26 protein-coding genes are annotated in these 25063 nt (G+C 62.3%); 9 read left to right on the forward strand and 17 right to left on the reverse strand.

The window, feature by feature from the left end:
* The first annotated feature begins 40 nt into the window (after window positions 1-40).
* From NKG95_RS07265 to NKG95_RS07280, 4 genes are all read left to right on the forward strand, one after another.
* The gene (locus NKG95_RS07265) at window positions 41-634 is read left to right on the forward strand and encodes a S26 family signal peptidase (RefSeq protein ID WP_353005948.1); all 594 of its coding nucleotides are present in this window, start codon (window positions 41-43) and stop codon (window positions 632-634) included.
* A 13-nt stretch (window positions 635-647) separates the two neighbouring features.
* The gene (locus NKG95_RS07270; protein ID WP_353040316.1) at window positions 648-974 is read left to right on the forward strand and encodes a DUF736 domain-containing protein; all 327 of its coding nucleotides are present in this window, start codon (window positions 648-650) and stop codon (window positions 972-974) included.
* A 298-nt stretch (window positions 975-1272) separates the two neighbouring features.
* Complete coding sequence (locus tag NKG95_RS07275; RefSeq protein ID WP_502913927.1) at window positions 1273-2037, forward strand: lytic transglycosylase domain-containing protein; 765 nt, start codon at window positions 1273-1275, stop codon at window positions 2035-2037.
* Window positions 2038-2280: 243 nt separating this feature from the next.
* Complete coding sequence (locus tag NKG95_RS07280) at window positions 2281-4020, forward strand: relaxase/mobilization nuclease domain-containing protein (RefSeq protein WP_352547649.1); 1740 nt, start codon at window positions 2281-2283, stop codon at window positions 4018-4020.
* Window positions 4021-4145: 125 nt separating this feature from the next.
* On the opposite strand, the gene NKG95_RS07285 is transcribed toward NKG95_RS07280, so the two are convergent.
* From NKG95_RS07285 to NKG95_RS07330, 10 genes are all read right to left on the reverse strand, one after another.
* Window positions 4146-5195 carry an L-idonate 5-dehydrogenase gene (locus NKG95_RS07285; protein WP_352547647.1) on the reverse strand — a complete coding sequence of 350 codons (1050 nt, stop codon included), beginning with the start codon at window positions 5193-5195 and terminating at the stop codon, window positions 4146-4148.
* Window positions 5192-6598, reverse strand: a complete 1407-nt coding sequence (locus NKG95_RS07290) for a TRAP transporter large permease (protein ID WP_353040317.1) — start codon at window positions 6596-6598, stop codon at window positions 5192-5194. Before NKG95_RS07290 ends, NKG95_RS07285 begins: the two co-directional genes overlap by 4 nt.
* A 3-nt stretch (window positions 6599-6601) precedes the next feature.
* Window positions 6602-7174, reverse strand: a complete 573-nt coding sequence (locus NKG95_RS07295; RefSeq protein WP_023717040.1) for a TRAP transporter small permease — start codon at window positions 7172-7174, stop codon at window positions 6602-6604.
* Window positions 7175-7318: 144 nt separating this feature from the next.
* Window positions 7319-8293 carry a sialic acid TRAP transporter substrate-binding protein SiaP gene (locus NKG95_RS07300; RefSeq protein ID WP_502896347.1) on the reverse strand — a complete coding sequence of 325 codons (975 nt, stop codon included), beginning with the start codon at window positions 8291-8293 and terminating at the stop codon, window positions 7319-7321.
* Between the two features lie 51 nt (window positions 8294-8344).
* Window positions 8345-9064 (reverse strand): FadR/GntR family transcriptional regulator, encoded by a 720-nt coding sequence (locus tag NKG95_RS07305; protein WP_352918587.1) that lies wholly within the window; start codon window positions 9062-9064, stop codon window positions 8345-8347.
* 148 nt (window positions 9065-9212) lie between these two features.
* On the reverse strand, window positions 9213-10175 hold the full coding sequence (locus tag NKG95_RS07310) for a DMT family transporter (protein ID WP_353040318.1): 963 nt from the start codon (window positions 10173-10175) through the stop codon (window positions 9213-9215).
* 31 nt (window positions 10176-10206) lie between these two features.
* Window positions 10207-12807: a TRAP transporter permease gene (locus NKG95_RS07315; protein WP_353040319.1), complete on the reverse strand. Its 2601-nt coding sequence runs from the start codon at window positions 12805-12807 to the stop codon at window positions 10207-10209.
* 56 nt (window positions 12808-12863) lie between these two features.
* Window positions 12864-13817 carry a TAXI family TRAP transporter solute-binding subunit gene (locus NKG95_RS07320; protein WP_353040385.1) on the reverse strand — a complete coding sequence of 318 codons (954 nt, stop codon included), beginning with the start codon at window positions 13815-13817 and terminating at the stop codon, window positions 12864-12866.
* Between the two features lie 94 nt (window positions 13818-13911).
* Window positions 13912-15243 carry an aspartate aminotransferase family protein gene (locus NKG95_RS07325; RefSeq protein ID WP_352589094.1) on the reverse strand — a complete coding sequence of 444 codons (1332 nt, stop codon included), beginning with the start codon at window positions 15241-15243 and terminating at the stop codon, window positions 13912-13914.
* Window positions 15240-16145, reverse strand: a complete 906-nt coding sequence (locus tag NKG95_RS07330; RefSeq protein ID WP_352483855.1) for a MurR/RpiR family transcriptional regulator — start codon at window positions 16143-16145, stop codon at window positions 15240-15242. Before NKG95_RS07330 ends, NKG95_RS07325 begins: the two co-directional genes overlap by 4 nt.
* A gap of 96 nt (window positions 16146-16241) precedes the next feature.
* Between NKG95_RS07330 and NKG95_RS07335 the strand changes: the two genes are divergently transcribed.
* Together NKG95_RS07335 and NKG95_RS07340 are read left to right on the forward strand one after the other, a co-directional pair.
* Window positions 16242-17090, forward strand: a complete 849-nt coding sequence (locus tag NKG95_RS07335; protein ID WP_353019378.1) for a beta-keto acid cleavage family enzyme — start codon at window positions 16242-16244, stop codon at window positions 17088-17090.
* 162 nt (window positions 17091-17252) lie between these two features.
* Window positions 17253-17645 (forward strand): GFA family protein, encoded by a 393-nt coding sequence (locus tag NKG95_RS07340; RefSeq protein WP_352589085.1) that lies wholly within the window; start codon window positions 17253-17255, stop codon window positions 17643-17645.
* A gap of 25 nt (window positions 17646-17670) precedes the next feature.
* Here the strand turns inward: NKG95_RS07340 and NKG95_RS07345 are convergent, their stop codons facing one another.
* Complete coding sequence (locus NKG95_RS07345) at window positions 17671-19179, reverse strand: winged helix-turn-helix domain-containing tetratricopeptide repeat protein (RefSeq protein WP_353040386.1); 1509 nt, start codon at window positions 19177-19179, stop codon at window positions 17671-17673.
* A gap of 148 nt (window positions 19180-19327) precedes the next feature.
* Between NKG95_RS07345 and NKG95_RS07350 the strand changes: the two genes are divergently transcribed.
* Complete coding sequence (locus tag NKG95_RS07350) at window positions 19328-19570, forward strand: DUF1127 domain-containing protein (protein WP_353040320.1); 243 nt, start codon at window positions 19328-19330, stop codon at window positions 19568-19570.
* Window positions 19571-19651: 81 nt separating this feature from the next.
* On the opposite strand, the gene NKG95_RS07355 is transcribed toward NKG95_RS07350, so the two are convergent.
* Window positions 19652-20017 (reverse strand): DoxX family protein, encoded by a 366-nt coding sequence (locus NKG95_RS07355; protein WP_353040321.1) that lies wholly within the window; start codon window positions 20015-20017, stop codon window positions 19652-19654.
* Window positions 20014-20376 (reverse strand): VOC family protein, encoded by a 363-nt coding sequence (locus NKG95_RS07360; RefSeq protein WP_031193399.1) that lies wholly within the window; start codon window positions 20374-20376, stop codon window positions 20014-20016. Before NKG95_RS07360 ends, NKG95_RS07355 begins: the two co-directional genes overlap by 4 nt.
* Window positions 20377-20586: 210 nt before the next feature.
* Between NKG95_RS07360 and NKG95_RS07365 the strand changes: the two genes are divergently transcribed.
* Together NKG95_RS07365 and NKG95_RS07370 are read left to right on the forward strand one after the other, a co-directional pair.
* Window positions 20587-21441 carry an AraC family transcriptional regulator gene (locus NKG95_RS07365; RefSeq protein ID WP_353040387.1) on the forward strand — a complete coding sequence of 285 codons (855 nt, stop codon included), beginning with the start codon at window positions 20587-20589 and terminating at the stop codon, window positions 21439-21441.
* Window positions 21442-21549: 108 nt separating this feature from the next.
* The gene (locus NKG95_RS07370) at window positions 21550-21981 is read left to right on the forward strand and encodes a VOC family protein (protein ID WP_023717026.1); all 432 of its coding nucleotides are present in this window, start codon (window positions 21550-21552) and stop codon (window positions 21979-21981) included.
* A 127-nt stretch (window positions 21982-22108) separates the two neighbouring features.
* Here the strand turns inward: NKG95_RS07370 and NKG95_RS07375 are convergent, their stop codons facing one another.
* From NKG95_RS07375 to ehuC, 4 genes are read right to left on the reverse strand one after another with little or no spacing between them, the layout of a single operon-like run.
* Window positions 22109-22852 carry a GntR family transcriptional regulator gene (locus tag NKG95_RS07375; RefSeq protein ID WP_023717025.1) on the reverse strand — a complete coding sequence of 248 codons (744 nt, stop codon included), beginning with the start codon at window positions 22850-22852 and terminating at the stop codon, window positions 22109-22111.
* Window positions 22849-23628, reverse strand: coding sequence for an ectoine/hydroxyectoine ABC transporter ATP-binding protein EhuA (gene ehuA / locus NKG95_RS07380; RefSeq protein WP_353040322.1), 780 nt, complete (start codon window positions 23626-23628; stop codon window positions 22849-22851). The genes NKG95_RS07375 and ehuA overlap by 4 nt, the downstream gene beginning before the upstream one ends.
* Window positions 23625-24284 (reverse strand): ectoine/hydroxyectoine ABC transporter permease subunit EhuD, encoded by a 660-nt coding sequence (gene ehuD / locus NKG95_RS07385; protein ID WP_352547624.1) that lies wholly within the window; start codon window positions 24282-24284, stop codon window positions 23625-23627. The genes ehuA and ehuD overlap by 4 nt, the downstream gene beginning before the upstream one ends.
* Window positions 24281-25009, reverse strand: coding sequence for an ectoine/hydroxyectoine ABC transporter permease subunit EhuC (gene ehuC, locus NKG95_RS07390; RefSeq protein ID WP_352788277.1), 729 nt, complete (start codon window positions 25007-25009; stop codon window positions 24281-24283). Before ehuC ends, ehuD begins: the two co-directional genes overlap by 4 nt.
* Window positions 25010-25063: the final 54 nt, after the last annotated feature.

Here is a 25063-nt window from a genome sequence, read left to right on the forward strand (position 1 = left end):
AGCGTCGTAACGTTTGCCTGCTGCGCCCCAGGATCGAGTCATGAGCAAGCGCACAAAGGTCATCGCGGCGATGATTGGCGGCTCAGTGCTCGCCGCCGCGCCGGCATGGATTAGCCACCCGCCGCTGGCCATCTGGAACGCATCCGCAAGCGTCCCCATCGGGCTCTATCGCATTCTGCCGGCCGACAAAATCCGTGCTGGGAGCATCGCCGTCGTGATGCCGCCCGAGCCATTGGTGGCGTTCATGGCAAGACGCGGATATCTGCCGAAAAACGTGCCGCTCCTGAAGCATGTTTTGGCACTCGGGGGCGCAACCGTGTGCCGCGAAGGTACAGCGATCATCGTCAACGGCAGGACCTATGGACATGCTCGCGAGCGTGACAGCCGCGGTCGATCCCTGCCCAGCTGGCGGGGCTGTCGCGAGATCGCCGACGACGACGTCTTCCTCATGAACCCGAACGCAGCCGAAAGTTTTGACGGCCGCTATTTCGGCCCCCTGCCGCTCGCATCGATTGTTGGCTGCGCGGTGCCCGTCTGGACCACGGAGCGCGCGGCTCCGGTGCTGGATGTCACCAACGACGTTTCCCGGCGAATACCGTCACGGCTCGTCTCAACGCTCACTAAACGCTCATGAAAGGAGCACTGCAATGCCCCAGATCGGCACCTTCACGCGCAATGATGACGGCTTCTTCGGCAATTTCTCAACGCTCACAATCGAGGCGAAGATTGCCATCCTGCCTGCCGAGAAATCCAAGACCGAAAACGCGCCCGACCACCTCGTCTATTGCGAGGGAATGGCGGTCGGCGCGGCGTGGGACCACACCGGAGACAAGGCTGGGGACTATGTCTCGGTCTCAATTGACGACCCATCCTTTACGCAGCCGATCCGCGCGAAGCTGTTCCAGTCCGACGCCGAGAACAGCATCTGGAGCCTGCACTGGAACCGGTCATCGAAGCGCGACGGACGAGGCTGAACAGATGCTGTTTGAGCCCTTCGACGAATCTCTTTCGTCAACGCCCTTGATCGATCGGGCGGTCAAACCCTTGGACAGGATCGCCAGTCCGACAGCCGCGCGCGACGAACATCAGGGGCGGCCGGACGCTTGCTTGTCGCTCCAGAGGCCCATTTCATCACAGTTTTGGCAAGGCTTGTCCGGCCGACGAGGCGTTGCGCTTAACGGAGGTGAACACCGTGGCGGACTGGCGGCGCATCGGTTCCGGGGTCCGCGGGATGCCGTCCATCGAGGTATGACAAGGATTGCCACATGCGTCGTGCTCGCCTTCGCGACGCCCGAAGCTCGTGCAGACGCATGCTCTCATGGTGAACTGTCGGCGCACTCCGAGAGCACGATCTTGTCGGCTGGCCCGTGGACGCGACATATCCAGGAAGCGGCTAAACGGTTCGCCATTCCAGACCGTTTGCTTAGCGGCGTCATGCATGTCGAGAGCGTCGGCGATGTTCGAGCGCTTTCAAGCAAAGGCGCAATGGGGCTGATGCAGATAATGCCGGCGACGTGGGAAGAATTGCGCATCAAGCATCGACTCGGCGACGATCCCTATCAGCCGCGTGACAATATTCTTGCAGGCGCTGCGTATCTTCGCGAAATGCTCGACAGCTTCGGGCGCAGCGGCTTTCTTGCCGCTTACAATGCCGGCCCTGGACGGTACAAGGAACATTTGTCCACCGGCCGTCCGCTGCCACGCGAGACGGTCGACTACGTCAGGAAACTCGCGCCGCTGATCAATGACGCAGTTCCCAGTCCGAGGTGTGCACGGCAAGGAAGAGACAGAGCCAGCTCACGCAGTACCGCGCTTTTTGCGCATACCAATGACATTCGGAAGGCCGCTGCATTGAATGGCAATGGTTATGCAGACACGACCTTTGCGGCGATTCATTCGTCCGCAATGCAGTCGCTAATGGGCAATTCTGTTGCTGACCTGACCGCGATCGAGCCATGGCCAGGTGAGACCCGTTTCTGGCCGAACCCCGCTGTTCCCGGTCTATTCGCTCAGCCGTCTTTGACTATATCGCGATGACCGGGAGCTTCCTCCTCGATTGCGTTCCGGCCTGTTCCGTCGCGGACATTGCCGCGGAAGGGTTGGCCACGGATAAGGGCGCAAAGAGTGGCAGGATAAAGAGCCGCGAGGTGCGGCTCGGTCGGCCGATTGTTTTCCTTATGAGTTTCAGCTCAATTCGCGATGTGCTGGCACAAACGGCGATGTGCGCTATTCCCATTTTTCGGTTTTTCCAACGGAAACCGCACCTCGTGGCCGCCTAGCATGAAACGTGACGATAGCTTTCGCGTCCGCCCTGGTCACATCCGCTCCCGCGCCGGGCAGCGCGCGCGACCCTTCATCTTCCAGGCGCTTGCGGCTACACAGCGCGCTGGCGGCCATCTTACAAGCAAGGGCCGGATCACCTCCCCACGAGCTTCAACATTTGGCCGCGGCAGGTCGGCGGCCATCCGCGCCAGTCACCTCATGTCTGAGTGCTCACGAGGCGCCGTCGTCAAGACCCGTGTGGTGCGGCAGTTCAGAGGGTCTCCACCACTCGCCACCTATCTCAAGTACCTTCGCCGCGAAGGTGTAACACGTGATGGCGAGAAGGCGAGGATGTTCGGTCCCGACACCGAAGAGGCAGATGATGATGCCTTCTCCGACCGCTGCAAGGACGATCGGCATCACTTCCGTCTCATCGTTTCACCGGACGATGCAATGGAACTCGGTGACCTCAAGAACTTCGCTCGTGAACTGATGGTCGACATGGAACGCGACCTCGGCACGAGGCTCGACTGGATTGCCGTCGATCACTGGAACACCGAGCATCCACACGTTCACATCCTCGTTCGCGGCGTTGCCGACAATGGCGAGAATCTTGTCATCTCTCGCGACTATATCCGCCAGGGCATGCGCGATCGGGCGAGCGACATTCTCACCCAGACGCTGGGGCTCCGCACCGACCTCGACATCCGCCAGGCCATCGAGCGGCAGGTCGACACTGAGCGCTGGACGCAGCTCGATCGCCAGCTTGCTCGCGACATCGACCGTCATGGCATCATTGCAGTGGCACCACATCCTGGTGACCAGCCAGACGAGTTCATAGGACTCAAGGTCGGCCGGCTCCGGCAGTTGGAACGGCTAGGCCTCGCGTATGAGATCCATCGGGGCCAATGGATGGTGGCCGAAGAAGCCGAGGCGACTTTGCGCGCCCTCGGCGAACGCGGCGACATCATCAAGCGCATGCACCGCAGCCTCACCGCGCGGGGGCTGGAAAGAGGGACAACCGAGTATGTGCTCGCGGCCGAAAAGATTGATGCGCCGGTGATCGGCCGACTGCTCGAACGCGGCCTGGACGAACTGCGCGGCTCGGCCTACGCCATCGTCGACGGCATCGACGGTCGCCCGCACCATATTCGCTTCTATGACCCTGACGCGGCCGGGGACTCTGCCCCAGGCTCGGTCGTGGAGCTGTGCCGCGATGCGGGTGCAAATGGCTCTTGCAGGGTCAGTCTCGCCGTCCGCTCTGACCTTTCGATCGAACAGCAGGTCCATGCTTCCGGAGCGACTTGGCTCGATCGGCAACTTGTTGCGTGCAAGCCAGCCGAACTCCGCGACGGCGGCTTTGGCAGGGAGGTAAGACAGGCACTCGAAGATCGGGTCGACGAGCTTGCCAGGCGCGATCTGGCCAGGCGCGAGGGACAGCGCGTAATTCTAGCGCGCAATCTGATCGATACGCTACACGTTCATGAGGTGGAATCGCTCGGTATCCGCCTCGCCGCCGAGACCGGCATGTCATTCAGAAACGCTGCCAACGGCGATCATGTGGCTGGGATTTACCGGCAGCGTTTCTCGCTGGCTTCCGGCCGGTTCGCGATGATCGACAATGGGCTGGACTTCAGGCTCGTGCCCTGGTCGTCATCGCTCGAAAAGCGCTTTGGCAATCAGGTTTCCGGAGTCGTGTGTCCGGATACAGGGGGCATGGATTGGAGCTTTGGAAAGAAGCGCGGCATCGGGTTGTGAGACGACACGCGCAGATTCTGTCTGATGCTAGTCTCAGGAAGCCAGCACCGGGCGTCTCACATTCTGTATGTACCTCCCCAACCGACCGCCATGGCCTCTTTCAAAACAGGCCTGCAAATTCTCAATCAGTCCGCAATCAGCACGACCTTGACACTCTGAGTGCGGTCGGCGGCAAGTCGGAACGCATCGGGGGCCGAAGAAAGCGTGCGCTCCGCTGTCACCAGCTTCAGGACGTCCACCTCCCGCGACACGATGAGGTCGACTGCGCGACCGAACTCTGTACCGAAGCGGAAGGTGCCTTTGAGGTCGATCTCCTTGGCCATCACCGCATTGGCCGGCAGCGGGACCTGGCCACCGGGAAGATTGCCGACCTGGACCACCGTACCGCCGCGCCGGACGCTGGCGATCGCAGCGGCAAGGCCGGCCGCGCTGCCCGAAATCTCGAACGCCACATCGAGCGAACCGCCGGCCGAGAGCGCGTGAAGCTCGGCGCTACCGCCGGAAAGGTCGGTCGTGCTGTCAGCGCCAAGCCGGCGAGCGAAGGCGAGCGGCGCGGCGGCGATGTCGGCGACGGTCAGTTCAGCGCAGCCGGCAAGCCTGGCCGCGAGCATGGTCAAGAGACCGATGGGACCGGCACCGAACAGGACGACGTTGCGGCCTCTGATGTCGCCGGCCCGCGCGACGGCGTGCAGGCTGACCGCCAACGGCTCGGCAAGTGCGGCCGCCTGGTAGGCCACGTCAGATGGAACCTTGAAACATTGCGCGGGCGTGGCGTCGAACAGACTGGCAAAGCCGCCCTGCATATGCGGTGTCTTCGATGCCGAGCCCATGAAATAGATGTTTTCGCAGAGATTGGCGCGGCCTTCCAGACATCGCGCGCAATGCCCGCACCAGCGCGACGGATTGACCGCGACGTGGTCGCCGATGCCAAGGCCGGGCGCGGCGCCATTGATCTCGACGATTTCGCCGGCGATTTCATGGCCGAGGACAAGTGGCGAGGTGACAACGAAGTCGCCGGTGCGGGCATGGCGGAAATAATGCAGGTCGGAGCCGCAGATGCCCCCTGCCCCGAAGCGCACCCGCACCATGCCTGGTGCCAGCGGTTCGAGCGGACGCTCCACGACGCGCAGGTCCTGCGGGCCGAACAGCGTCGCGGCAATCACCTGGCCACTCACCGGATCAAGCCCATCTCGGTCGGCAGCCAGAGTGTGATGGCGGGTATGAAGGTGATCAGAAGCAGCGCCACGATAAGCGGCACCAACCACGGCAGGATCGCCATGGTGGTGCGTTCGACCGAAAGCTTGGCGACACGTGACAGCACGAACAGCACCATGCCGAGCGGTGGGTGCAAAAGCCCGATCATCAGGTTGAGCGTCATGATCAGCCCGAAATGCACCGGGTTGATGCCGTAGACGGCGGCGACCGGCAACAGGATCGGCACCAGAATGGTGATCGCGGCGATCGTATCGAGGAAGCAGCCGACCACCAGCATCAGGATGTTGACCAGGATCAGGAAGACCCACTTGTTTTCGGTGAGCGCGAAGATGAAGGTCGAAAACAACTGTGCCGCCTGGCTGACGGTGAGCAGCCAGGCGAAGATCGATGCGGCGGTGACGATGAACAGCACCGAGGCGGTTGTTTCGATCGTGTCGAAGCTGGCCCTGGCAAGCAAACGCAGCGTCATCGTGCGGTAGCGCACCAGCCCGAGGAAAAGCGACCAGATGACAGCCGCCATCGCCGCTTCGGTCGGCGTGAACCAGCCCATCGTCATGCCGCCGATCAGGATGACCGGCGTCATCAGCGCCATGACCGCGGAGAAGTCGAAATACCAGTCCGTCGCGATCAGCACCACCAGCGCGATGCCGACCGCGATGTTGATCGACAGGCCAAGCTGCACAAGCACGTAACAGCCAATCGGAAAGGCAGCCACCACCAGCACCTCGCCCGCCGCTTCGGCGAGCCGCCGAAGCTCGAAAGGTGTGTCGGAGCCCCAGCCGCGACTGTAGGCAAAGATGGCAACCGTAATCATCATCAGCACGGTCATGACCACGCCGGGCAGGATGCCGGCCATGAACAGCGCGCCAATCGAGACATTGGCCATCATGCCGTAGATGACGAAGGGCAGCGAGGGCGGGAAGATCGGCCCGAGCGTGGCGGAAGCGGCGGTGACGCCGACCGCAGCGTCGATCGGATAGCCGTGGTCCTTCATCGCCTTGATCTCGATGGTGCCGATGCCGGCGGCGTCGGCGAGCGCGGTGCCCGACATGCCGGAAAAGATCACCGATCCGATGATGTTGACCTGCGCCAGGCCGCCCTTCATCCAGCCGACCAGGGCAAGGGCGAAAGAATAGATGCGCCCGGTGACGCCGGCAATGTTCATGAGGTTGCCGGCCAGGATGAAGAAGGGAACGGCGAGCAGCGGAAAGCTCTCGACCCCGGCGATCATGCGCTGGGCCGCGATGATATCGGGCGCGACGCCGTAGATGACGAGGTAAAGGATCGAGGCGGCCGCCATCGAAACAGCGACCGGCACGCCGATGAGCATCAGGACAAGAAAGCCCCCGACCAGAAGCAGCATCGCTCAGACCCCCGCCGTCTCGAACGCACCGGGACGCTCGAGCACCGAATAGCCGCGCCTGTAATTGCCGATGAAGACCTGGATCGAGCGCAGAAGCATCAGCACGAAGCCAGCCAAGACGGCGTAGAAGAACCAGCGCCGCGGCAGGTTGACTGTGACCATGCGCTCATGCGCCACGATCGTGACGTAGCGCCACATCAGCCATGTTCCGTAGGCGAAGAATGCAATGCGGATAATATCGACGGCGAGCGCCAGCCAGCGGCCAACGCGCTCCGGCAGATAGTGGTAAAGCACATCGACATGGATATGGCGCGAAAGGCGCACGCACATGGCGGCGCCGAGAAAAACGACGACGACGAGCGCGTTGATGGCGATCTCCTCGGTCCAGGCAAGGCTGTTGTTCAGCGCATAGCGGGTGAAGAACTGCAGGAAGACACACACGACCATGCCCCAGAACACGGCAAGCGTAATCCAGTCCTCGATGCCGTGGTCCGACAGGTCGACGTGTACCGGCACCTCCTCGAAGGCGTGGGCAATTTCTTCGACGGTGATCTCGGTGTGGTGTTCCTCGGCCATTGGCGCGGGCTCCCGAAGCTGGTGGGTCGTCAAGGATTGGAAAGGCCGTCCGGCACAATTTGAAGCCGGACGGATGGGCAGGTTAAAGCGGCGAATCCGATTGCCGCCCTATCCTCTTGATTGAGCATCCGATTTCCCGATGCCTTATTTGATGGCGCGGATCGCTTCCCAATCGGCCTTGTTGTAGCCGAATTCCTCGAAGGTGACCTTCTCCAGCACATTCTTCTCGAAGTCGGCACGGTCGACATCGGTTACGCTGATGCCGCGGTCCTTGAATACCTGCACCAGTTCCTTTTCGCGGGCGACGATCTTCGCCGTGGCGCGGGCGGCGGCCTCCTGCATCACCTCGGTGAAGATCTTCTTGTCCTCGTCGGATAGCGAGGCCCAGCGCGACGCCGATACGATGGTGTTGAGATGATCGACGATATGGCCGGTCAGCACGATGTTCTTCTGCACCTCGTAGAATTTCTTCGCCTCGATGGTGGTCAGCGGGTTCTCCTGGGCCTCGACCGTGCCGTTCTGCAGGGCGAGATAGACCTCGGCGAAGGCAATCGGCGCGGTGTTGGCGCCGCAGGCACGCGGCATAGCTAGATAGGCCGGCACGTCGGGGACGCGCATCTTCAAGCCCTGCATGTCGGAGCACTTGGCGATCGGCCGGTTCGAGGTGGTCTGCCGCGTCCCGTAATAGGTGGTGGCGGCGATGTGATTGCCGGTCTTGTCCTCGTAGCCCTTGGTCAGGGCCTTGTAGACGTCGCTCTTGGTGTATTTCAGCAGATGGTCGGCATCGCGGAAAGTGTATGGGAAATAGGTGACGCCGATCGGTGGATATTCGCGCGCTGCGAAGCTCGATCCGGAAATGATGATATCGACGGTGCCGAGCATCAGGCCCTGGTTGATGTCTGCTTCCTTGCCAAGCTGCGAGGCCGGATAGACGTCGATGGCGTAGCGGCCCTGGGTGCGCTTCTTGATCTCGTCGGCCGCCCACACGGATTCGGTGTGGAAGGGCTCCGTCGTCTCGTAGACATGTGCCCATTTCAGGACTGTTTCCGCCGAGGCCGACGCCATGGGTATGGCAATTGCGGCGATCGCACCGAGCAGAACTGCGTATTTTCTCAGCATCTAATTCCTCCCTGGTTGGATTTGACGGCCGGATCTCCCCCCGGCCAACTGCTATTCCGCAACCTCCTTGGCTGCGGCTCTCTCATCGAAATTGCGTGAGAATCTGATTTGCGACTGGCGCAGATGCTGCTGCATGGCGGCCTTGGCCCGCTCGGGGTCGCGCGCGGCAATCGCATCGCGCACGGCACGATGCTCCTTTGCCGCTATCTGCCAGGAATCGTTGGTCTCGAAATAGATCGACAGGCGTTCGAAGTACGGGTTCATGCGCTGGTCGAAGAGCTCGCCGATGAAGCGCACCAGCACCGCGTTCTCGAGAATGCCGGCGACTGCAGTATGGAATTCCCGGTCGAGCGTAATGGTCATCTTGTTGGGGTGACGCATGGCCTCCATCCGGCGCAGCACGTCGTCGAGCCGTTCGATATCTGCAGACCGGACGTGGAGAGCAGCCTCGGCGGCGATCGCGCCTTCGACGAATTCGCGCGCGCGCAACAGCTCGAACGGGCCTTCCTCGATTTCGGGTTCGGAGGCGGGGGCGCTCGGCGGATCGGTGACGTAGATGCCCGAGCCGACGCGGATGCGTATGCGGCCTTCGACCTCCAGCGCTATCAGCGCTTCACGGACCGTCGGGCGGGAAATTCCGAGCTGGTCGGCCAGATCCCGCTCGGTCGGCAGACGGTCGCCGACGGAAAACTCGCCGGCATCGATCAGTTGCCTGAGCTGATCGGCGACCTGTCGGTATAGCCGGCGTGGTTCAACGGCCTGGATCGGCATGCGTGTTTAGTTCCCTCCCCGGCTCGCCCCTGGTACATTGGTCTGACCCATTGACCGCAAGCTTAGACAGACCATGCAGAGAGTCAAGCTCGACAGAACCGCGGCCCGCGCAGCGGAAGGCGGCGGCATTGGGCAGGCATTCCATGCGTCAGCGCCGTCCTCCGCGAATGACCAGGACGTTCCCGGCGGCGACGAGGACGAGCCCGATGATCGCGTAAGCGGTCCAGGCATAGCCTTCCAGCGCCGTGGAGATCAAAAGCGCAAAGACGGGAAATATGACGGTCGCATAGCCGGCGCGGGCGCCGCCAATGCGTCCGAGCAGCGTCAGGTAGGCGGCGAAAGCCATGACCGTCGATATGACGGCGAGGAAGACCAGCGAGCCGATATAAGAGGCGGTCGTCGCGAACACGAACGGCTCACCGAGCAGGAAGGCCAGGAACGCCGACCACAGAGTGCCATAGAGCATGCCCCAGGCGCTGGTTGAAACGAGCGGCAGGCCGCGGCGCTGGTTTGCGACGGAGACGAGATTACCGGCGCAGAAGCTCAGCGTGCCACAGAGGCACAGCAGAAGGCCCACCAACGTCCCGCCTGAAAGCCCGTTCGCGGCAATTTCGGGAAAGAACATCAGCGCTATGCCGGCGAAGCCAATGACGCCGCCAGCGAGAATGCGCGGCGCCGGGCGCTCGCCGATGACCAAGGCACCGAGCAGCATGTTGATGACCGAGGCGAGCGAGAAGACAACCGAGAGCAATCCGCTGACGAGATAGCCGGCGCCGTAATAGAAAAACAGGAAGTTCGATGAGAGGATGAGGATGCCGAGCACAGCAAAGCGCAGATGATCGGTGATCGGAAAGCGGAGCCGCCCGCCGGAAAAACCCGCCCAGGCAAACATCAGCAGCGTGGCGATGGCGAAGCGCCAGACCAGATTGACCTCGTTCGATACGCCGCTGCCGACCTGAAGTTCGATCGCGAACCACGATGCGCTCCAGGCGATGACCGTCAGCGCGTAAAGCCCGTAGTCGACGGGTTCGAAGGGGCGGTCGCGCGTCGTCGTGCGCTTTTCCGCGGTAGCCGGCTCCGGGGCGCCGTTTGATTCTCTTGTTACCGACATGCTGGCCAAGACTCTTCCGCTCATAAGGCGCTTATAGACCAACTGTCCGCCTTCGCCGCTTCTGACCCCAGACGACGAGACCGAGCAACAGCAGAGCCGGGATGGCGAACCAATAGCGCGACGGCCGTTCCGCAGGCACTAGCACCTGATTGATTTCGTCGCCGGGCTGCAGGCCGAATTTGGCCGCCTGGCTGCCCAGTCGCACCACGCCGACCGTCACGTTATCGCCAAGCGCACTGACGTCCAAGCCCGCGGCCTTCAGGCGTTCGGCCGATGAATTTGCAGGCCCGAGTTGTAGCCGCACCAGCTTCGATATCTCATCGCCGTTGAGGTTCAGTGTCGTCAGGCGCAAGCGAACTGCGCCCCCCTCGGCTGTCTCGTCGACGATACGGCCGAGTTCGGAGGCAGGCACTGCCCGATAGGGTTCGCTCACCTGATCGAGCAAGAGTCCCGGCCTGAACAAGATGAAACAGGCCAGCAGCAACGCAATCGTCTCGTACCAGCGGTTGCGCACGAGCATCCAATTCTGCGTCGCTGCTACAAACGAGACCATGGCCAGCGTCGACGTCACCACCATCGCGACGAAGTCGAACGGACCTTCGAGATCGATCATCAGCAGTCCGGTGTTGAAGATGAAGATGAACGGCAGCAGGCCGGTACGGATCTCGTATTTGAAACCCTGAATCCCGGTCTTCACCGGATCGGCGCCGGAAATTGCCGCAGCAGCATAAGCCGCCAGCCCCACTGGCGGCGTCACGTCTGCCATCAGCCCGAAATAGAAAACGAACATGTGGACGGCGACCAGCGGCACGGCAAGATCGTTCTGCGCCGCCAAATCGACGATGACCGGCGCCATCAAGGTGGCGACGACGACATAGCTTGCAGTGGTCGGCATGCCCATGCCGAGAATGATGCAGATCACCGCGGTGAACAAGAGCATGACGATGAAGCTGCCGCCCGAGATGAATTCGACCAGCTCGGTCATCACCAGCCCGATGCCCGTGAGCAGAACCGTACCGACGATGATGCCGGCGGTCGCAGTGGCGATGCCGACCGTCGTCATGTTCCGTGCAGCGGCGGACAGGCCACCGACCAGATCGTCGAAACCGCGAAGCCAATGCCGTGCCAGCGCACGGTCCTTGCGGAAAAAGGCGGTGAGCGGCCGTTGCGTCACGATCAGCGCCATCAGGGCGACAGCGCCCCAGAATGCCGACAGGCCGGGCGACAGCTCCTCCACCATCAGGCACCAGATCAGCAGGATCACCGGCAGCAGAAAATGCAGGCCGGTGCGCGCCGTCTCGCCGAAATGCGGAATCCTAACGATCTCGCCCTCCAGATCCTCCAGCGGCAGGTCGGGATAGCGCGCACGGTAGGCGACAAGGCCGATGTAGACGGCGATCAGCGCGGCAGTGATCATCCAGGTCGCGGCCGCGCCGAAAACGATCTTCGTCCAGCCAATGCCGTAATAGACAAGCCCTGCGAGGACGATGAAGCCGCATATGCCCATCAGCCCACGCAGCGCACCCTGAAATGCGGAGTGCGTGCTGCGTGACGGCAGGCCCTTCATCCCAGTCTTCATCGCCTCGATATCGACGATGTAGAACAACGAGCCGTAGGTCAGCAGCGCTGGGTAGAAGGCGTGCTTGACCACCTCGGCATAGGAGATGCCGACATATTCGGCGATCAGGAACGCGGCGGCGCCCATCACCGGAGGCATCAGCTGACCATTGACGCCGGCCGCACATTCGATGGCGCCCGCCTTGACCGCAGAATATCCGACCCGGCGCATCAGCGGGATGGTGAAGGTTCCGGTGGTCACGACATTGGCGATCGACGACCCAGAAATCATGCCGGTCAGGCCGGAAGCGACGACGCCGGCCTTGGCCGGACCGCCGCGATATTTGCCGAGCAGCGAGAAGGCAAGCTGGATGAAAAAGCCGCCGGCGCCGGCGCGCTCCAGCAATGTTCCGAACAGAACGAACATGAAGACGACATTGGTGGACACACCGAGGGCAACACCGAAGACCCCCTCCGACGTCAGCCACATCTGCGAGGCTGCGCGCGATAACGTCGCGCCCTTGTGGCCAAGCAGGCCAGGAAGGTGAGGCCCGGCGAAGATATAGATCAGCATGATCGCCGCGATGACGGTGATAGCAGGCCCGACGGCGCGACGCGCGGCCTCGAGCAGGATGAGGACGCCGGCGATCGAGACGACCAGGTCAGCCGTAGTCGGAAGACCCGGCCGATGGGCGATATCGCTGTAAAAGACCAACAGATAGAGGGCGGACGCCGCCCCGGCGATGCCTAGCACCCAGTCGGGCGGCGGCACCCGGCTGCGCGACGAGGTCTTGAAGGCCGGAAACGTCAGCATCGCCAGAAACAGGGCGAAGGCCAGATGGATGGAGCGGGCGATGCCGTCGCTGACAACTCCAAAATTGAGCATGAACGGAAGGGGCGAGGCATACCAGAGCTGGAACAGCGACCATGCCAGCGATACGCCGAGGATCAGCTTCGCGGTGCGGCCGGTCGGCTTGCGCCCACCGGTGTCGGCCTCGGCGACGATCTCGCTGAGCTTGTCAATGTCGATAACGGGTTGGTCAGGCGCTGCCGCCCGCTGGCTTTGATCTGTCATCGTTCCCCACAATTATTTGCGATGCGAGGTGCCCGTTGCGCCTCGCATCGGAGGCCTCAGAGCCAGCCCTTTTCCTTGTAGTAGCGCTCCGCGCCCGGATGTACCGGCGCCGACAGACCGGTCTTGATCATCTCCTTGGGATCGAGATTGGCGAAGGCCGGATGCAGTTTCTTGAAGTCGTCGAAATTTTCGAAGACCGACTTCACCAGTTCGTAGACCACCTCATCGGGCGTGCTGGCGTTCGCCACGACAGTGGCGCGGACGCCGAATGTCTTCACGTCGTCCGGATTGTTGGCGTACATGCCGCCCTTGATGGTGGCGACTGAAAAGTAGGGATGGGCTGCTAACAGCGCGTCCACTGCCGGACCGGTCAGTGGGATGAGTTTGGCGCCACAGGCCGTGGTCGGATCCTGGATCGCGGCGGAAGGATGACCGACGCCATAGAAGAAACCATCGATCTTGTTGTCGCACAGCGCGCTGCCCTGCTCGTCCGCCTTCAGCTCAGCGGCAAGCGAGAAATCGCCGAGCGTCCAGCCAATCTGCTTGAGCAATTCCTCCATCGACGAGCGAGTGCCTGATCCGGGATTGCCGACGTTGAAGCGTTTGCCTTTGAAGTCCTCGAATTTGGTGACGCGGGCGTCCGGCCGCGCCAGCACGGTAAACGGCTCGGGATGGACGGAGAACACGGCCCGCAGATCCTTGAACGGCTTGCCGTCGAAATTTCCAGTCCCCTTATAGGCCTGGTACTGGACGTCCGATTGGGTCAAGCCGAAATCGAGGTCGCCGGTCTGGATGGAGTTGACGTTGAAGACGGAACCGCCGGTCGACTCGGTCGAGCATCGGATGCCGGTTTTCTGCCGGTCCTTGTTCATCAGTCGGCAAATGGCGCCGCCCACAGCGTAGTAGACGCCGGTGACCCCGCCGGTGCCGACCGTGACGAAGCGCTGCTCGGCTCCGACGGATGGCAGCGCCAGCAGCATGCAGGCCGCCGCGCCGATCAGGGTTTTCATCGAACTATACATGGTTGCTACCTCTCTGGTGGTTGTCCCGGCCCGTCGCCGATGACGCGTTGGAATTGGGTTGAGGCGATCCGCGTCGTGCGGGTCAGGCCGCTGAAGCGATCGCAGCGTCGATCGCCTCACCGAGCCGTTCGACGATCCGATCGATATCCTGTTTGGAGATGATGAAAGGCGGCGCCACAAGCACATGAACGCCGCGCACACCGTCAATCGTCCCGGCCATCGGGTAAATCATCAGGCCGCGGGCCATTGCTTCGCGCTTGATGCGGGCGTTGAGTTCAAGCCTCTGGTCGAACGGCTCCTTGGTGGCGCGATCAACCACCAGCTCGATTCCCCTAAACAGACCCCGCCCGCGAATGTTGCCGACGTGATGGTGGTTATCGAAGCGTTGGTGCAGGCGTTCGTCCAGCTGCGCGCCCATTGCGCTGACGTTGTCGAGCAGACGGTCACGTCGGATGACCTCCTGCACGGCAAGGCCGGCCGCGGCCGCCATTGGATGCCCCATATAGGTATGCCCATGCTGGAAGAAGCCCGAGCCTTGGGCAAAGGCGTCGAAGATATGCCTGCCAAGCAGCACCGCGCCAATCGGCTGGTAGCCGCCGCCGAGCCCCTTGGCGACGGTCAGCAGGTCGGGAGTGATGCCGTCCTGTTCGCACGCATGCAGCGTGCCGGTACGGCCCATGCCGCACATCACTTCGTCGAGGATGAGCAGCACGCCGTAGCGGTCGCAGATCGCGCGAATGTGCTTGAAATAATTGGCAACCGGCGGCACGGCGCCGAGTGTGGCACCCACCACCGGCTCGGCGACAAAGGCGATGACCTCGTCCGGGCCGAGTTCGAGGATCTTGTCTTCGAGCTGCTGGGCGGCGCGCGCCGCATAGGCTTCGTCGCTTTCGCCATGCTTTTGATAGCGATAGGCGTAACAGGGGTCGATGTGATGGGTCTCGATCAGCAACGGCCTGAATTGGGCGCGCCGCCATTCATTGCCGCCGGTGGCGAGAGCACCGAGCGTATTGCCGTGATAACTCTGCCGGCGTGCGATGAGATGGCGCCGTTGCGGTTCGCCTTTCTCGACAAAATATTGCCTGGCCATCTTGAGCGCGGCCTCGACCGCCTCCGAGCCGCCGCTGACCAGATAGACATGGTCCAACCCTTCCGGCGCGTCCTCGACCAGCCGATCTGCCAAGCGCTCCGCCACCTCGGTGGTGAAGAAGCTGGTGTGAGCGTAGGCGATGCGGTCAAGCTGGGTGTGCAGTGCAGCGATCACGTCGGGATGACCGTGGCCGAGACAGGACACGGCGGCGCCGCCCGACGCGTCGATATAGGACTTGCCCTCGGCATCGAACAGTTCGATGCCTTGGCCGCGAATGGCGATCGGCAGCGTCGAGTGGATGGTTCGATGAAGAATGTGTGTCATCGACGGTCCCTCATGGGCATTTTCTTCGGCGGACGTTGGTTCAGATGGGTCTTGAGGGCGGCGCCCTGCTCATCGAAACGTCGCAGCGACTCAACAGCGCCCTCGCCTGCCTGCCCTGCGACAAGAGCACCGAGGACCTCCGCAACGATGAAAGCTGGCGTCATGGTGTGGAAAAAGGACGGGCTGCCCGTCGGCACGATGACCAGGTGATCGGCAAGCAGCGCCAAGGGCGCTACCCCGCTGTCGGTGACCGCAACGATCGGTACGCCGCGGCCGGCAGCATACTCGACAAGCTCGATGGTGAAGCGCGTGTAGGGCAGGACGCTGGCGGCGATCAGCACGTCGTCCTTGGTCGCGTGGGCCAGAGCGTCGCCGTCGGTTCCGCCGATGCCGTGCAGCAGCACCGACTTCTCGCCGATCAGCGACAGGATGTAATGCAGATGCCAGGCCACTGCGTGGCTCGAGCGCAGGCCGAGGCAATAGACACGCCTTGCCGCACTCAGCGCCCTGGCCGTGCCGACCAGACGGTCGATCGACCTGCTTTCGGCGAGATGGGCAAGTTGGCTGGAAATTGAATCCAGAATATCGGCCGCCAGCGCGTGGTCGCCCTTGAGCTTTTGGCTGGCCACCTGGAGGCCCGCCTTGCCGGCGAAACCGATTTCGCCGTCCCGGATCGCGGCGGCGTAGATATCGCGTACGGTCTCGTAGCCATCAAGGCCGAGATGCTGGGCCAGCCGCGTCATCGTGGCCGGCTGCACTCCCGCGTGCCGGGCCTGCTCGCGCATGGACAACAACGCGACATCATACGGCTTATCAAGGACATAGCGCGCGGCGGACCGAAGCTGCGCCGACATGCCGTCGAAGGCACTGACGATCTGTCCAGCAAGCTCTCCCTGGTCCATGGATATTGCTAGCTCGCCAGACCAGCGATTGCAACGTCTGTTTCAGTGTGGTCAAAGATTGATTCATATGAATCTTGTCACTCACAGAGCGTCTCCATGAAGCCGGCCCATGGTCTCGATCGCGTCGCCATAGCTGTCGCGCCGAACGGGGGACGTCGCAGCAAGGCCGACCATCCGGCGATTCCGCTGACACCAGCCGAACTTGCGCGGACGGCCGCGGAATGCGCCGATGCCGGTGCGGCTATGATCCACGTCCATGTCCGCGACAGAAGCGGCAATCATCTGCTCGACGCCGACGCCTACCGCCAGGCGATCGCCGCCATCCGCGGTGCCGCCGGCGACCGCTTGGTAGTTCAGATCACTTCCGAAGCACTCGGTATCTATTCGCCGGCCCAGCAGATGGCCGTCGTACAAGATGTGAAGCCGCAAGCTGTCTCCCTGGCGCTTCGCGAAATCGTTCCTGATGCCGGATCGGAGCTCGCATTCGCGCGCTTCATGGCCTGGCTGCGCACCGAGGGAGTAGCGCCGCAGATCATCCTCTATTCGCCCGAGGAGGCCGTCAGGCTTTCGGACATGCAGCAGCGCGGACTGATCCCCTGGGCAAGCATACCGGTTCTCTACGTGCTGGGCCGCTACACGCCGGGACAGACGTCCGTTCCTGCCGATCTCCTGCCATTCCTCGCGGCGAACACGCCGCGCTTCGACCATTGGAGCGTCTGCGCCTTCGGCCGCAACGAAGCGGCGTGCGTGACCGCCGCCGCGTTGCTTGGCGGCCATATCCGGGTCGGCTTCGAAAACAATCTCTTCCTTCCGGACGGCAGAATAGCTTCGTCCAACGCCGAACCGGTAGCGACGGTCGCACGCATACTCGCCGACTGCGGCGTCAAGATCGCCTCGGCCGCCGAGTTGGCGGCTCAATGGAACGCGCCGTTTCGTTCCATATGACAAACCAAGGCCTATTTTCGGCGGCAAGCTCGCGTAAGGCATAGAGAGGCGGCTGCAATGTCATCGCCACGGAAGAACGACGTGTCCCCGCCCGCGGAGATTGCAACAACAGTGCCGGTCGTTGTAACCATTCCGGCCGCTTGATTTTGGAGGAGACGCAGCATGGACCGATTCACCGGCGGGTGCCTGTGTGGCAACGTCCGAATTGTCGCGTCGGGGCGCCCATACCGGGTCGGCCTTTGCCACTGTCTCGACTGCCGCAAGCATCATGGCGCCCTTTTTCACGCTTCCGCGATATTTCCTGAGGATGCGGTGACGATCGACGGCGAAACACGCGACTATGCCGGGCGGTTTTTCTGTCCGCGCTGCGGCTCGTCGATTTTCGGACGCACCGCCGACGAAATCGAAGTGAACCTGGGATCCCTGGATGCGCCTGACCAACTGATGCCGACCTACGAAAGCTGGATCGTCCGTCGCGAGTCCTGGTTGCCGCCGTTTCCGCTCACCAGACGATACGAGCGCGATCGTGACGCCACGGGTCGCTTTGAGGAATAGGTCGCACGAACGGTGCGCCGGCGCGTCACTCCGGAAGGCCGGCCTTGCGGAAGCCGTCAACGAAATGCTCAAGCGTCCCAGCGTCGCGGAATGGCTCCGTCGTCGCCCAGTGCCGGGTTGTGAAATGCGGGTTGCCGACGAGGAACAGTTCGACCTCCGCACGCGCCTCGTCGAGCCGGCCGAGTTGGGCAAGGCTTGCCGCCAGGAAACGGCGTGAGCTTGTACGATAAGTCTCGTCCCTGCGCAGTGTCTCGACAGCAGCCTCGTATTCGCGGGCCGCGTATTGCGCCTGCCCGAGCGTCAGATAATACCAACTTGCCGGAAACGGGTTCAGCCGGAAGGCCTTGCGGATGTGCTCAAGGCCCTCCTCGACCTTCCCCGCCAAGATCGCGATATCGGACAGTGCCGCCCAGGCATCGGCCTCGTTCGGGTCGAGCTCGATGGCCTTGGCGAATTCCGCATCCGCCTCGGCGAAGCTGCGCTCATAGGCAAGCAGGTAAGCCAAGACCCAGCGGCAGCCGGCATCGTTGGGATCGATCGCCACGGCTTTGCGCGCCAGCTCCAAAGCAACGCTACGGGACGTTTCGGTTGGTCCGCCGGAATGCACCCATCCCATCCAGTGGTTCATGGCAAGCCAGCGATAGGCCTCGGCATATTCCGGATCGAGCGAAACCGCGCGGGTGAGCATCAGATGCGCTTCCCGCGCCGTCTGCGGCGAATCATCCATCAGCTTGCGCGCGCGCACACACAGATCGTAGGCCTCGAGATTTTTGGGCCGATTGCGCGGCGGTGGTGCGCGTAGCCGGCCGAGCAGCGCCTCGACGATCTTGCCGGTGACCTCGTCCTGAACGGCAAAAATATCTTCCAGGCTGCGATCGAAGCGTTCCGCCCATAGATGATCGCCACTCGCCGCGTCGACCAGTTGTGCATTGATGCGCACCTGCCCAGCGGCGCGTCTTGCGCTTCCCTCCAGCAGGTAGCGCACGCCAAGTTCCCCAGCGATCCCGCGCACGTCCATCGCCTTTCCTTTGTAGGCAAAGGCCGAGTTGCGTGCGATGACGAACAGGCCGGAGATCCTCGACAGGTCCGTGATCAGGTCTTCGGTCAACCCATCGGCGAAGGATTCCTGCTCGGGATCGTTGCTGACATTAACGAAGGGCAGCACGGCTATCGATGGTTTGCCGGGCAGTGGCAAAGGTTTTCGCTTCGCGCCGCCGAGCTGTTCGACGGCGCCCGTGAAGCGGTAGCCGATGCGCGGAACCGTGACGATCCATTCACCGCCGTCGGCGGCCGGACCAAGCAGCTTCCGCAGCAGCGCTATCTGGACGGTAAGGTTGCCCTCCTCGACGGCGGTGCCCGGCCACGCCGCGTCCATCAACTCAGCCTTGCTCAGGATTTCGCCGGACCGTCCGACGAGCGCCGCAAGCAGCTTTAGCCCGCGGTAGCCAACGGCAACGGGGACACCGTTCCGGAGGAGCGTTCCCGCGCCCGGATCAAGCGCGAACGGTCCAAAGGCAAAGCGCGATCCCTGCATACGGCGCATCTATAGCCCGTTTGGAAGTTTAGAGAACTATTTGGGAGAGCTTAATTACGGCGCTGTTCGTATCCTGCAGAATTCCTCCTCTTACAGGTCGAGGGTCCTCCCAAATCGTATTGGACCTCAAACCATATGGAGGTTTGCCATGAACGATATTCCTACCTTTGCCTCGGGCCAGCATAAGGCAGCTCGGCTGGCGGAAGTGTCGCGTCGGCACCACAGCCTGGCGACGCTGCGAAACATTATCGCGGCCAGGCGCGAGCCGACACGCTTTCGCTGGGACCTCAAGCGATTGGCGGAGACCAATCCCCATCTGATCGACGATATCGGTCTGACGAGACGACAGGCCGAGGAAGAGATCGCCAAGCTGCCCTTCTGGCAGCGATAGGCGAATGCTGCAAAGACACGGATCGCCAACGACCGGCGGCTGATGGCAGATGAAGACGAAGCCGCCGCCTCGAAACGATGATCACAGGCTAGTAGTCGCGGCGACAATCAACCCGCCCAAGACGGCAACATTGATGGTGAAGCCGGTACGAAGGGCTTCGCGTTCATAGCCGCTGTAGCGCCAGAAATTGAGCGCCATGAAAGACGCCGAGATGGTGAAGACGGCCAAAGCCGCGGCGGGAAAGGGTCCACCAAGGCCCGTTGCGAGGCAAAAGCCGCCGCCGATCTCAAGCACCGATCCGGCCGCGAGAAGAGGCTTGGGAGCAGGAAAGCCCCGTTCGGCCAGGGACGCTGCAATCGCCCGGAATCTGAGGAAATGCTCGGCGCCTGCCCAGATAAAGACGCCGCCGAGCAAAACCAGTCCGAGGTGGTGGAGGACCGCGATCATTCCTTGGTGCCGTCTTCGGTGTAAACCGCTAGCTCGTAACCGTCCGGGTCCGCAAAATGAAAGCGCCGGCCGCCGGGGAACCCATAAATCGGCCTGACGATCTTGCCTCCCGCTTGCTCGACACGCTTGACCGTTGCCGGCAAATCATCGGCATAGAGAATGACGAGCGGGCCTCCTCCGGACCTCGCTGGGCCAGCTGCAAAGCCGCCTGACAAGCGCCCGTCGTTGAACTCGCAATATTGCGGGCCGTAGTCAGTGAAGGTCCAGCCGAAGGCCTTTCCGTAGAAGTCGCGTGACCGCTGAATGTCTTTCACGTTGAATTCGACATAGTCGATCCGTTGGTCGTTGTTGTTGCTCATGACGCATACCTCTCGTGTGATGTACGACGCCGAAAGATAAGCACGCATCTCGCTTGCCGGATTGAACAAAACGGCCATCGACGTATGAGCAGCAAACGGCGCTGCCGATGGCGATGCACGTGACATCACCCCTCATCTGCCCTCTTCGTTCCGGCCGGAAGAAAACAACCGATTCTTGCAACCGTTCTCGATTGGCAGACGTTGTCGGTCGTGCAGATTGTTGTCTCGAGCGACGGCCGGGCGCAGCCGCTGCGCCGTAGGTTCACCGCCGCCGCTAATCCGAAGGGGAGCGAGATGAGCGATCCCGTCCCAGCGCAGGCAACGGGCACATTTCAGCAACGTCCAGTGTCGGCGCGGCTTCGCGGGACCTTCGCTTCGGTGTGGGTGCATCGAATGGACCCGGCGGGCTCACCGCCAATCGTCGTCATGCCCGACGCAACGATCGATCTGCAATGGATCGGAGGCAGCTTCCGAATTGCCGGACCTGACAAGGAGCCGCAGACCGAGGTTCTAGCGGCGGACGAGGTCGTGATCGGCTTGCGCTTCCATCCTGCCACGGCGGCGGCATGGCTCGGCGTGCCGCAAATCGAGCTGGTCGGTCAGCGGCTGTCGCTCGACGATTTGTGGGGAGCGCGAGCTCGGCGCCTCGCCAGCCGCGTGCCCGCCAGCGACAATCTCGAAGATCTGGCCTGCTCGCTCCAACAGGTCGTCGCCGAGGAGATGGCCTCCGACGCCCCAGACGTTCCCATGCAGGCGGCATATCGCTTGATCGAGCGCGCTCCGCCACCCGACGCGCCTCTCGTCCCTTGGTTGATGCGCGCCCTCGAGATGAGCGAAAGGACGTTGCGCCGGCGCTTCGACGAGAGCTTCGGCTATGGCCCCAAGACGCTTGAACGTATCCTCCGCTACCAGCGCTTTCTGCGGCTTTCGAACCAATCGAACAGCACTACGGCCATCCTGGCAGCCGAGGCGGGCTATTCCGACCAGGCGCATCTTGTTCGCGAGAGCCGACGCCTGACAGGAAGCACCCCGCGACAGATTCATCACCTGCTGCACGGCGAGTGAAACCTCGGCGCGTTCTTCGACTTGGCGGCACGCTTTTGGCCGTTTTGTTCAAGTCTTCACTGTCGCCCGACTTTATCCTGGTGTCTCCGACAACCAGAGGAGACTGCCATGAAACCGCGCATTTCGGTTTTGACGATCGCTGTCGCCAACCTCGAGAGTTGCCTCGTGTTCTACCGCGACGGCCTCGGCTTGCCGACGGAAGGGATCATCGGCCGCGAATTCGAGCATGGCGCCGTCGCGTTCTTCACGCTGTCCGGCGGGTTGAAGCTCGCGATCTGGGCTCAGGACGACCTCGCCTACGACACCGGCCTGCCCAAAGCGCCGATCAGTTCGACCTCGTTCACAATCGGCCACAACGTTGTGCGCCGCGAGGAAGTCGATCAAGTGATGGATGAGGCCGCCCGTGCCGGAGCCGAGATCATCAGGCCTGCCCGGGACACGTTCTTTGGCGGGTATGCCGGATACTTCCGCGACCCGAACGGACACCTGTGGGAGGTCGTCTGGAACCCCGCCAACATACCGAGTGAGGATCCTCTTTAGGGCGGCGCGGACCTGCAGTATCGAACGGCGTTAGTCATCCCCAGTGCTGGCAAATTCTGTCGGCATCGGGGCGGGCGGCCATGCTTTCCCTGGCAAACGAAGCCAGCTCGACGGCAGTCCACCAGTCTTAAGGGGCTGATTGTGTAGCTTTATCCAGATTCGCCTCGCCTGCATGGCGCATCATGCGGCGGAAGCTCATTGAGATATGCGCCCGCCTTATGTGCCCTATGGACTCCCAGTCGCCGATCTCGGCGGCGGCAAGGACCTCTTCCATTTCGCGGCGGAACGCGGTGAATTCCTCGACAAGGCCCAATTGCGGCATCAGCTTCAGGACGACGCGCGCAACCTGAAAATACAGGCGCTCGCTGATCTCGCGCAGTGGCTGGTTGCCGGTCATCGCCGTGAGCTCGTAAAAAAAGTCCATGTTGAGGCGCAGGAAAGCGCGCTGGTCGGGATTGAGTATATCGGCATCGCAGCGCGCGATGAGCGCCCGTATCCGGTCGAGGTCGTCCGCCGTGCGCGGGATCGGTGAAAGCTTGCCGACGAGGAGCGCCAGCTCCAGGCGCAAATGATAGACCTGCTGCAATTCCTCGATATCGACGTCGGTGACGATCGTGCCGACGCCGTGGACGGATTGAACCAGACCCTCGGATTCAAGGCGCGCCAGGACACGCCGGACCGGCGTGCGGCTGATCTCGAATTCCTGGGCAAGTTCTTCCTCGGACAGACGGCTTCCCGGCGCATAGACGAGCAGACAGATGCGGTCGCGCAATATCCGGTAGATGCGCTCGAACCGCTCTCGCGCGGAGAGCGGGCGCGGCGGCGCGGCGGTCACCGTCGTGGGCGGCTTGGCCTTTGTCTCGATCGTCACCCGGCCTCCAGGACAGCGTGTAGGAATTGCCGTGTCCGCTCGTTCTTGGGAGCACCAAACAGTTCGCTTGGCGGCCCCTGCTCGCAGATCTTGCCTTGATAGAAGAAGCAAACGCGGTCGGAAAACTCCTTGGCGAAGCCCATCTGGTGGGTGACCATCAGCATGGTTAGATCATGCTCGCGGCCGATCTGCCTTATCACCTGCAGCACTTCGCCGACAAGCTCCGGGTCGAGCGCAGACGTCACCTCGTCGAACAGCATGATCTTGGGCCGCATGGCAAGCGCCCTGGCGATGGCGACACGCTGCTGCTGGCCGCCGGAAAGCTGTGACGGATAGTGGTCCTTCTTCTGGGCCAGACCGACCAGCTCCAGCAGCTCCGCCGCTCTTGCCTCGGCGTCCGCCCGCTTCATGCCGAGCACCGTTATCGGCGCCTCGATGCAGTTCTGAATCGCCGTCATATGCGGAAACAGGTTGAACGACTGGAACACCATGCCGATCTTGGCGCGGATTTTACGGATATGGGCGAGATCGGCGGGAACAAGCTTGCCGTTCCTCTCCATATGGGTCAGCGGCTCGCCTTCGACCCAGATGACGCCGTCATTGATCGTTTCCAGCGTCATCAGCATGCGCAACACCGTCGTCTTGCCCGAACCCGACGGACCGATGACGGAGACTTTTTCGCCGCGCGCTATTTCGAGATTGAGCCCGTCGAGAACGGTTAACGTGCCGTAGCGTTTCGATACATTGTCGAAGCGGACCATCGGTTGTTCCGTCATCGCGTGGTCCTCCGGTTGAGCAGCCCTTCGAGGGAGCGGATGAGCGCCGCCGAAACCAGGCTCATGGCAAGGAAAAACAGGCCGACCAGCGTGATCGGCTCGGTGTAGCGGAACGTTTCGGAGCCGATGATCTTGGCAGTCTGCATCAGTTCCATCACGGCGATTGCGGAAAGCAACGGCGTCTCCTTGAACAAGGCCACCAGATAATTGCCGAGCGCCGGAACGATCGGCGGGATCGCCTGCGGGATGATGATGTCGCGAAACGTCGTCCAGGACGAGAGATTGAGCGCGATCGAGGCTTCCCACTGGCCGCGATGGATGTTGTCGAAACCGGCGCGATAAACCTCGGAGCAATAGGCGGCGTAGTGGATACCGATGGCCAGCACCCCGGCGGTGAAGGCGTCGAGCACGACACCGAATTTCGGAAAGACGAAATAGAGAAAGAATATCTGGATGAGCAGCGGGGTCGAGCGGATCAGCTCGACCAGCACCGAAATCGTCCAGCTGGTCCATGGCACGGCGATGCGGACGACCGCCAGCACCAGGCCGAGCGAGGCCGCAAGCGCAAAACCGATCAGCGTCGCCTCGATGGAAATGATGGCGGCGCGGGCGAGCACCGGCAGGATTTCCAGGGCAAATCCCCAATCCCAGATCATGCCGCCTTCCCCCGCGCCAGTCCGAGCGACGCCCGCCTTTCGAGAAGCCGCATGCCGATGGTCACAACCAGCGACATTGCCAGGTACATCAAAAGGACGAGGGTGAAGATCGGAATGGTCTTGAACGTGTTCTGGTTCATTTGCTGCGCCTTGAAGGCGAGGTCCGAAAGCGTGATCAGCGAAACCAGCGCTGTCGATTTCAGAAGCTCGATGAACAGATTGCCCCAGGGCGGGATCATCGCGACAAAGGCCTGCGGCAGGATGATCCGGCGCAACATCTGTGGGCGGCTCATGTTCAATGCCGTACATGCTTCCCACTGCCCGCGGGCGACGGACAGGATCGCGCCGCGCACGCACTCCGATCCGTAGGCGCCGACATTCAGGCCGAGTGCGAGCACCGCCACAACGAACGCGTTGATCGTGACGCCGAATTGCGGGAGCACGAAAAACAGCCAGAACAATTGCACCAGTGCCGACGTTCCGCGGAAGATCTCGACGTAAACCGTGGCCAGCCATCTGAGCGGCGTCGGGCCGTACATCCTTGCAAGTGCTGCAAGCACGCCCATGATAATTGCGAGCAGGCTGCCGAGGACGGCGATCTCGACTGTCAGGACCGCGCCTTGCAGCAGCCCCGGCATGAACACTCGGTAGCTTTCCTGTGTTGCCAAGGCGCCGATCACGACGAGCGCGATGACCAGCATGGCAACGAGCGTACGGATACCCATGCGATTCCCCCGGGGAAAAAGGGCGGCGCTTTCGCGCCGCCAGCAGTTGGGAAC

This window comes from Mesorhizobium sp. M1423 (assembly GCF_040317575.1).
GTDB lineage: Bacteria > Pseudomonadota > Alphaproteobacteria > Rhizobiales > Rhizobiaceae > Mesorhizobium.